Genomic DNA, 9211 nt, shown 5'->3' with positions numbered 1-9211 from the left:
GGCGTCCTCTGCCTCGCCGCCCCCCTCGATTGGATGAAGTCACGACAGGCCCTAGTCCACGGCAGAGGCAACGTCTACCGCGATTCTGGGTACCGCGACGCCAACCTGCGGCAGGCCCGCGCCATTGCACGTCTGACAGCATCACGCTTCCTGGCCTGAAAACAGGAAAACCTCAGACACCAGAGTTCGTTCAAGGGACAACAGGCCCTAGTTCGAAATCGTCGCTCATTGCAAGGCCTCCTTCAGCCGTTTCAGCCGCTCCTTGATCCGGTCCACGTCCGCCTGCGGGGTCTTGATCCTAACCGGCGGGTTCGGGCCCCATCTGCATCGTTTCCTCCTGGGCGCCCACGTCCAGGGTCCGGTCACGAGCGAGCGTCTGACGGCGATGCTGTCGGGGCTCGGGCTGACGATCTCCAGGCGGCAGGTGGTCCGCCTCCTGAGCGGTCCGCTCGATCGCGTTGTTGCCGAGGATCACCCGCACTCTGATCTGGTGGTTCTACGCCGACCTCAAGGCCTGGGCCCGCGCCCCTTGCCCCAAACGAGCCCGCGCCCTGCGTGCCCGCTTCGACAGGATCTTCACTCGCCGCACCGGCGCGGCGATGCGCGATCGGCTGCGCGCCCGCTTGCATCGGCACAAGGCCGCCTTGCTCCGCGTGCTGGAGCGGCCCGAGATCCCACTCCACAACGGCTCCGAGAACGACAGCCGCGCCTGCGTGACCAAGCGCAAGATCTCCGGCGGCCCTAGGCCGGGCGGCCACCATCGTCGTCCCCGACGGCGTGCACCAGCGCTCGCGCCGGTAGCGGATCGCGGCTCAGCCCAAATACTCGAGCTGCCTCAAGACGAGAGTTGCCATCGTTGAAGACGAACTGCCGCGCAGACTTCCACGACGAACATCCTTGGCCCCTCTCGAAAGAGAAGCATCTCCACTGGCCGGCTTTTACACCGCCCGCATCAGCACTCCGCCGACGCTCCAGTGGATGATTTTGTCACCGCCCTACACACGGCTGCCTGGCGGGCCGCAGGCAGGCCAGCAACGCCGCCTTGGTCGACCGGTCAATGCCCGCGAAGGATCTGACTGAGGAACACCTGCAACCGATCGGTGCGAGGATTCTCGAACAGATCGTTGGGTGGCCCGCTTTCGACGATCTCGCCACGGTCCATGAACACGACGCGGTCCGCCACCTGACGCGCGAAGCCCATTTCGTGGGTGACGCAAACCATCGTCATGCCCGTCTCGGCCAGCCCGATCATGGTGTCGAGCACCTCCTTGATCATCTCGGGGTCGAGTGCCGAGGTCGGTTCGTCGAACAGCATGATCTTCGGCTTCATGCAGAGGGCCCGGGCGATGGCGACGCGCTGCTGCTGGCCGCCGGAGAGCTGGCCAGGGTACTTCTTCGCCTGCTCGGGAATCTTGACCCGTTTCAGGTAGTTCATCGCCAACTCTTCGGCCTCGGCCTTGGGCATCTTACGGACCCAGATCGGCGACAGCGTGCAGTTTTCCAGGATCGTCAGGTGCGGGAACAGGTTGAAACCCTGGAACACCATGCCGACTTCGCGTCGAATCGTGTCCAAGGCACGGGTGTCGTCGGTCAGTTCGGTGCCGTCGACCACGATGCGGCCCTGCTGGTGGGTTTCCAGCCGGTTGATGCAGCGGATCATCGTGGACTTGCCGGAGCCGGACGGACCGCAGACCACCACGCGCTCCTTCTGCGCCACGCTGAGCGCGACGTCGCGCAGCACGTGCATCTGGCCGTACCACTTGTTCACCTTGTCGAGCAGGATGGCCGGCGTCGCATCCGGCGACGAGACGGAGCGCGGACGAGTCTGGGCCTCGATCATAGCTTTCACTTCCTAGCGGCGACGGGAGCGGTCGAACTCGCGCTCAAGACCCCGGCTGAACTTGGACATCGCAAAGCAGAAGGCGAAGTAAATCATCGCCAGAACGATGTAGACTTCCGTGGAGAAGCCCTGCCAAGCCGGCTCGCTGATGGCGACCTTCGCGGCGGTCAGCAGGTCAAAGATGCCGATGATCAGCACCAGCGAGGTGTCCTTGAAGAAGCCGATGAAGGTGTTGACCAGCGGCGGGATGACCATGCGCAGCGCCTGCGGCAGGATGATCTTGCCGGTCTTGGCCCAGTACGACAGCCCGAGCGCGTCGGCGGCTTCCGCCTGACCCTTCGGCAAGGCTTGCAGCCCGCCGCGGACGATCTCGGCCAGGTAGGCGGCGGCGAACAGGATGAAGGCGATCTGCGCGCGCAGCAGCTTGTCGATGTTCACGCCCTCCGGCATGAACAGCGGAAACATCACGCTGGCCATGAACAGCAGGCTGATCAGCGGCACCCCGCGGATCAACTCGACGTACAGCACGCAGATCATCTTCACGGCCGGCATGTTGGTCGATCGGCGGCCGAGGGCGACCAGGACGGCGAGCGGAAAGGCGAAGGCCAGCCCGAAGGTCGACAGGATCAGCGTGATCGGCAAGCCACCCCAACTGTCCTGCGCCACGTAGGGCATGCCGAGGATGCCGCCCCACATCAGCACGCCGATCGCCAGCAGCGTGCCGATCCAGATGAAGGCGAGTTCGCGGCGCCAGAACCGGCGCAGGGCGGACACGACGAACAGCCCGATGAACAGCGCGATGCAGATCGCCGGGCGCCATTGCTGGTCGAACGGGTAGCGGCCGAACAGGATGAACCGGTACTTGTCGGCGATCACCGCCCAGCAGGCGCCGACGCCCTTGACCGCGGAACAGGCGGCGTTGTCCGCGGCGCCGCTGGCGCCGGCCGGCACGGTCCAGACGGCGTTGACCAGGCCCCAACTGATCGCGCCGGCGGTCAGGCGCACCAGCAGGTAGCCGAGCGCCAGGGTGACCGCTGTCGAGAGCCAGGAGTTGAACAGGTTGGCGCGCAGCCACTGCCAGGGCCCGAGCAGGACCGTGGGCGGCAGGACGACGGGCGCGGGTACGGCGATATCGCTCACGGCCTAACGCTCCACCAGCGCGATGTGCGCGTTGTACCAGTTCATGAACAGGCTGATCGACAGGCTGATCGTGAGGTAGACGGCCATGACGTAGGCGATGCCCTCGATCGCCTGTCCGGTCTGGTTCAGCGTCGTGCCGGCGATCGAGACCACGTCCTGGAAGCCGATCGCGACCGCGAGGGAGCTGTTCTTGGTTAGGTTCAGGTACTGGCTGGTCATCGGCGGGATGATCACGCGCAGCGCCTGCGGCAGCACGATCCGCCGCATCACCTGAGCGCGCGACAGGCCGAGCGCCTCGCCGGCCTCCCACTGGCCGCCGGAGACGGCCTGGATGCCGGACCGCACGATCTCAGCGATGTAGGAGGCGGTGTAGGTCACCAAGCCGACCAGCAGGGCGCCGTATTCCGGGCTGATCAGCCCGCCGCCCTGGAAGTTGAACCCGCGCAGCACGGGCATGTCGAGGGCGAACGGTCCGCCGAGCCCCTGCCAGATCAGGCCGGGCAGCAGGACGAGGAAGCCGAGCGCCGCCGGCCAGAGCACGGGACGCCTGCCGGTGGCCTCCTGACGCTGGCGGAGCACACGGGCATAGAGCCGCGTGCAGACCAGCCCGACCGCGAAGGCCAGCAACGCCCAGCCATGCGCCGGCTCCCAGACCAGGACCGGAAACTTGATGCCGCGATTGGACAGGAACACCGCATCGCCGATGCGGAAGCTCTGCTTTGGTCCGGGCAGGCCCTGCAGCAGGGTGTACCAGAACAACAACTGCAGCAGCAGCGGCATGTCGCGCAGCACCTCGACGTAGATGGCGGCCAGACGGGAGACCAGCCAGTTGCGCGACAGCCGGGCGATGCCGATGACGGTGCCCAGGATGGTGGCGAGCACGACGCCGATGATCGCGATCTTCAGTGTGTTCAGGATGCCGATGATCAGCGCATCACCGTAGGTGCTGACCGCGGGATCGTAGGGGATCGGGCTCTCGCCGATCGGGATGCCGGCGTTGCGCGACAGGAAGGCGAAGCCGGTGGCGATGTTCCTGGCCGCGAGGTTGCGGTTGGTGTTGACGGCCAGATACCAGACGATCGCGACGATGATGCCGACGATGACCACCTGCCAGATCACCGAGCGGAAGGTCGGATCCGACCAGGACAGCCGCATGCGCCTTTTGGGTGCGGCGCGCGGTGCCATCAGGCGCGGATCGGTCGTAGCGGTACTCGACATCAAGCTTTTCCCCGCGGCACTCTACGGTGGTACGCAATGCACGGGCCATCCCCTGACACGAACGACGCGGGGAGACCGTCCTCCTCGCGCAGAATCTCAGCGCAGCGGCGGCGCGTACTGTAGTCCACCCTTGTTCCACAGGTTGTTGATGCCGCGCGGCACGCCCATCGGGGTGATGTTACGGTCCCACATCTCGCCGAAGTTGCCGACCTGCTTGATGATGTTGTAGGCCCACTTGTTGTCGACCCCGAGCGCCTTGCCGAGATCGCCCTGAAGCCCGAGCAGGCGGCGAATGTCGGGGCTCTTGCTGTCGGCGAAGGTGTCGATGTTCTGGCTGGTGATGCCGTTCTCCTCGGCGGTCAGCTGCGCGATGTAGGACCAGCGTACCATGTCGAACCACTTGTCGTCGCCCTTGCGCACCATCGCGCCGAGCGGCTCCTTGCTGATGATGTCCGGCAGCAGGATCAGTTCATTGGCTTTCGAACCCTGGCTGAAGCGGAAGGTCGCCAAGGCGGAGGCGTCGGTCGAATAGGCGTCGCAGCGGCCGGACAGGAAGGCGCCCTGGATCTCTACGTTGTCGTTGATCAGGATCGGCGTGAACTTCATGTTGTTCAGGCGATAGAAGTCGGCGATCGCCAGCTCGGTGCTGGTGCCCGGCTGCACGCACACCGTCGCGCCATCCATTTCCTTGGCGTTCTTGATGCCGGCGGAGGTCTTCACCAGGAAGCCGGTGCCGTCGAAGTAGTTGACCCAGGCGAAGACCAGCCCGAGATTGCCTTCCCGCGACAGCGTCCAGGTGGTGCTGCGAACCAGCAGGTCGATTTCACCGGATTGCAGCGCGGTGAACCGATTCTGCGCGGTCGTCACGACGAACTTGACCTTGTTCGCATCGCCAAGCGCAGCAGCGGCCACCAACCGGCAGCTATCGGCGTCCAGGCCGCGCATCACGCCCTGGCTGTCGGGCAGCGAAAAGCCCGGAACGCTGCCGGCGATGCCGCACAGCAACTCGCCACGCTTGCGGACATTGTCGAGCGTCGTCGAGCCGGACGCGGCGGTGGGCGCGGGTGTCGCCGTCTGGGCCACCGCCGAGCCGGCGCCGCCGAGGGCTCCGAAGGCAAAAGCGGTGCCGGCGATCAATGCGGCGGCGCGGTCACGCAAAGGTCGAAACATCCGGCACTCTCCCAGTGGAGCGGGGAATCAGCTCCCCGCTTTGTGCAAACCCGAACCTTGCCCGAACCTTGTAGAACGCAAGGGAAACTCTGCTTCATCACAATCCGAGGCCAATTCCAGATCGTTTCCACGCGTCGTCGGCGCGGCTCGATTTGCCGTGGCGGCAGCGTCTTGTCCCGGTAACGACCCGGTGCCGCGGCGGCGCATCGCCAACACTCCGGCGTGCGGGCCTTGCACACGTAAACGTCTGTGCAGGAGTCGGGCCAGGGATGAGTCGGGCCAGTGATGCGAATGCGCCAGCCGTTCGGGCGGGATAGGCTTCAGCAGCGAGCTGGCCATTCACGGCCGTCTGCCCGACGGGCGTCATCATGATGGCATCAGGCAGAGGCCGCGAATGCGGCTGGTCTCCTGTGAAACCAAGGGCGCGCCATTTCGAGCTGGCCCGACAATGCGAACAACACCCTCTCCCCTCCGAACGGACCCAACACTTGTACGCCGATCGGCAGATTGTTCTCGTTCCAGTAGAGCGGCACCGTCACGGCGGGTTGGCCCGTGTAGTTCGCAGTCGGGAGGAAGCCGGCATAGGCGGAAACCTTTCGCCGCAACTCCATGAAGGGCAAGCTCGTTACGAAGCGCCCGAGTTCCGCCGGCGGCTCCGCCAACGTGGGCGTGAGCAGCACATCGAAGCGTTGCAGCAGCACGGCCATCCGGCGGCCGACCGCATGGAAGGCACCGACGGCTTTGCCGTAATCGACGGCGCTGCACCGGCGGGCGAACTCGGCGGCGTCGTGCGTCGAAAACTCCACCTCCCCATCGCGCAGCGGTCGCCCCCGCTTCAGCGTTTCAGCGTCGATGGACGCGGCCGAACCCGCCGCGATGACGAGACAATGCGCTTGGAACAGCGCCTCGTAGTCGACATCCGGATAGCGCGTCGGCTCGACGTGGTGACCCAGATCCGCACAAAGCCCGGCGGCCTCGTGCAGCGCGGCAAGGCAGTCGGCGTGGACAGGAGCGCCGCCCGGCATCGCCTCGACCAAACCGATGCGGAGTGAAGACGGTGGACGCATCGCTGCGTCCAGGAACGAGCCGCCGGGATCGGGGGCGGCGTAGGGAGCACCGGGATCACCTCCGTGCGTGGCGTCGAGCAGCGCGGCGCTGTCCCGGACCGTTCTGGAGACGGCGTGCGTCACGCCCAACCCGCCCCAGCTCTCGCCGATCTTAGGGCCCATCGGGTTCCGCCCCCGGGTCGGCTTCAATCCGAACAGGCCGCACGACGACGCCGGCGTGCGGATCGAACCGGCGCCGTCCGAGGCATGCGCGAGCGGCACGATGCCACCGGCCACCGCGGCGGCCGCGCCGCCGCTGGAACCTCCGGCGGACCGGCTCAGGTCCCACGGATTGCGGGTCGGCGGACCGTAGAGGGCGGCCTCGCTCGTCGGGTTCATTCCGAGCTCGGGGGTCGTGGTCATGCCGAAGATGACGAAGCCCGCAGCCTTGTGGCGGCGGACCAGTTCCGAGTCCGTATCCGCCACGTGACCCGCGAACAGGCGAGAGCCCGCCGTCGCCGGAAAGCCCTGCACCGGGGCCGAGATATCCTTCACCAGGAACGGCACGCCATGGAACGGTCCCTGCGGCAGGCCGTCGGCGATTGCCCGCCTTGCCCGCTCCGGATCAGCCCACACGACGGCATTGAGCGATCCATTGCGCTGCTCGGTCAGGCTGAGCGCGCTGTCCAGAAGCTCCAAGGGGCTCGCCTCTCGCCGACGCACGAGGTCTGCGAGGCCGAGGGCGTCGTAGCTCTCATAATCGTTCATCGGATGTCCTCGGTCGCTGGCGTCGCCGATCAGCCCTGGAACAGCTTGAGGGTCGCATGACCGATCCCGCGGCTCGCGCCCGTGAGCAGCATGTAGCGTGGGTGGTCGCCGATTGGTGGAACGAACCGGACGGCATCAGCCACGCGAAGACTCCTGATCCGATAGCGATGATGCATCAAATCGCACCCCGGTGAGAGGTTGTTCGAGGAATCTGCACGGCGGGGCTGGGTGGAATTTCTGCCTGACGGCGGCCAGGATGGCTGCGGATCAGGAGCGACGATGAGCAAGCGACAGCGCCGGAACCACCTCCCGGCCTTCAAGGCGAAGGTGGCTCTGGCTGCCTTGCGGGGCGAGAAGACCCTGGCCGAATTGGCCCAGCACTTTGATGTCCATCCCAACCAGATCACGACGTGGAAGGGTCAGCTTCTCGACGGGGCTGCCGGGGTGTTCGGAGCCGAGTCCGCCGCTCACTCTACAGGCACTCTCTTGCGCCATTAAAAGGAGGTCTTATCGCTCATGATTTAACGCGATCCCTGACGGCATTGAGGATAGCAGGACATTCGTGGTATGAGACTTTCCGGACAAACCAAGCATCGGAGCTTAGTATTTCGCTCGAATTTTCATCTGATACTTGGAGCGGCTCACCCTGGGCGAAGTGGAAATTGAATGGTTCACAATGCCCAGGAAGCTTATCAGAAATATTATTATATAAAGTTTGAAAAAACATTTCGTCTGGGCATAGAAAGTGCTGCAAACCATTATATAATTGCTGTGTAATACTAGAATTAAGAATTGCTGACACCATCACTCTATGGAACCCGAACCAAGCTCTTCCGCCGCTCAATCCAAATGTCGATAGGAATCTTGCTCTGTCATCTAATTCAATTTTGGTTAGGCGCCTCAACGAAATGCGCTTATTGCCGATTTCATTACATCTTAATGCGCCACGGAACGGCCACTCCATGATCATACGTTGTACAATTCCTTCAGTTGCCTGTCCAGCATCAGCGCGGATACGGGCCCTGCTAACTTCGTAATCCGATATTCTACGAGGATCACAGCGAAGCATTTCCTCACAGCCATCAACTAATTCATTTGTAGAGACATTTTTCTTATCAACTTTGTAGCCGAGGTCACTATAGAAAAGCATGTAGCTAACGATATTCCTACGGAAGCCTTCTGCTAAAAAGTCGTTGAGCTCTACGGAAGATTTCAACGGCAAACATTCTGCAGACAGATTGATAATCCACTCCCAACTTCCAAGTCGTTCATGGGCGTAAGACATTGCCTCAATCCAAGATTTGACTTGTGATATTCCACCCCACGTTATACTTGGAATAAACCGAACAATAGCTGTTTCTGGTAGTCTCGCCCGCACTTCGTACATATCCTTTGGTGATATATCGCCTTCCTCATCAATTAAGCACAATATTTTTGCCTGAGGGCCTTTCAGCAACCAGCAGAGCTCGATCAGTTGATCAACATTTCTGTGAACTTGTATTATATATAATATCATATCTGCGAATCATCCATAGCAGCAAGAATCAATCTTACAGTCCTTTGCTGATAAGTCTTGCCTCTTCCGCTAGCCATGGTAGAATTATTTCTTGCAATGACGGCACTAAAGACTCATGTATAAATACTATATTCCAGGCGTCTTGCCATTCATTATCACGCGCTATTGGTACAAATCCGGCATTGAGCATATAATCTATTACTTTGATAGATGTCGCCGAGGATTCATATGCCTGTGTATCATTGAGTTCAGCAAAAACTACGGAAATATTTTCCTGAACCAGCTTGTCGGACCCTACTAACACGTCATAAGTAGCCCCTTCGACATCTATCCACAGTGCGATTTTTGAGTCGATATTAGATGAATTTACTGCACGAACAATAGCCGTGTGTAAGGTGATTGCATTTACATTAATACTTTGAAATTCTTCAAAATCTTTCCGCTTGTTTATTGATCCCCATTGAGATTTGTAGCCACCTGATAGAGGTTCATAAAATATTAATTGCCCGGATG

Annotated in this window: 8 protein-coding genes and 1 pseudogene; 2 read left to right on the top strand and 7 right to left on the bottom strand. The window is 62.0% G+C overall.

All coding sequences use genetic code 11. The annotated features are described in order from the left end of the window. Nucleotides 1-461 precede the first annotated feature (461 nt). Nucleotides 462-860, top strand: coding sequence for a hypothetical protein (locus tag ACFE8Y_RS06065; RefSeq protein ID WP_375463486.1), 399 nt, complete (start codon nucleotides 462-464; stop codon nucleotides 858-860). A 194-nt stretch (nucleotides 861-1054) separates the two neighbouring features. Here ACFE8Y_RS06065 and ACFE8Y_RS06060 read toward each other — a convergent pair whose 3' ends face one another. The 5 genes from ACFE8Y_RS06060 to ACFE8Y_RS06040 all read right to left on the bottom strand — a co-directional run bounded on the left by ACFE8Y_RS06060 (nucleotide 1055) and on the right by ACFE8Y_RS06040 (nucleotide 7182). Then, nucleotides 1055-1747: an amino acid ABC transporter ATP-binding protein gene (locus tag ACFE8Y_RS06060; protein ID WP_375463492.1), complete on the bottom strand. Its 693-nt coding sequence runs from the start codon at nucleotides 1745-1747 to the stop codon at nucleotides 1055-1057. Between the two features lie 105 nt (nucleotides 1748-1852). Then, nucleotides 1853-2971: an amino acid ABC transporter permease gene (locus tag ACFE8Y_RS06055; RefSeq protein ID WP_375463491.1), complete on the bottom strand. Its 1119-nt coding sequence runs from the start codon at nucleotides 2969-2971 to the stop codon at nucleotides 1853-1855. 12 nt (nucleotides 2972-2983) lie between these two features. Then, nucleotides 2984-4198, bottom strand: coding sequence for an amino acid ABC transporter permease (locus ACFE8Y_RS06050; protein WP_375463485.1), 1215 nt, complete (start codon nucleotides 4196-4198; stop codon nucleotides 2984-2986). 96 nt (nucleotides 4199-4294) lie between these two features. Further along, a complete protein-coding gene (locus ACFE8Y_RS06045) occupies nucleotides 4295-5356 on the bottom strand; it encodes an amino acid ABC transporter substrate-binding protein (protein WP_375463484.1) in 1062 nt (353 codons plus the stop codon). 389 nt (nucleotides 5357-5745) lie between these two features. After that, on the bottom strand, nucleotides 5746-7182 hold the full coding sequence (locus ACFE8Y_RS06040; protein WP_375463483.1) for an amidase: 1437 nt from the start codon (nucleotides 7180-7182) through the stop codon (nucleotides 5746-5748). Between the two features lie 279 nt (nucleotides 7183-7461). On the opposite strand from ACFE8Y_RS06040, the pseudogene ACFE8Y_RS06035 reads away from it, so the two are divergent. Beyond that, nucleotides 7462-7659 (top strand): annotated as a pseudogene (locus ACFE8Y_RS06035) (transposase); the annotation flags it as partial. A gap of 37 nt (nucleotides 7660-7696) precedes the next feature. Here the strand turns inward: ACFE8Y_RS06035 and ACFE8Y_RS06030 are convergent. Continuing rightward, on the bottom strand, nucleotides 7697-8638 hold the full coding sequence (locus ACFE8Y_RS06030; protein ID WP_375463482.1) for a beta-1,6-N-acetylglucosaminyltransferase: 942 nt from the start codon (nucleotides 8636-8638) through the stop codon (nucleotides 7697-7699). 94 nt (nucleotides 8639-8732) lie between these two features. Then, a partial coding sequence (locus tag ACFE8Y_RS06025; protein ID WP_375463481.1) for an FkbM family methyltransferase occupies nucleotides 8733-9211 on the bottom strand: 479 nt, incomplete at its 5' end.

The sequence above is a fragment of the uncultured Methylobacterium sp. genome, from assembly GCF_964242245.1.
Classification (GTDB): domain Bacteria; phylum Pseudomonadota; class Alphaproteobacteria; order Rhizobiales; family Beijerinckiaceae; genus Methylobacterium.
Note: the sequence above shows the minus strand (reverse complement) of the source record. Positions and strands in the feature narration are given on the sequence as shown.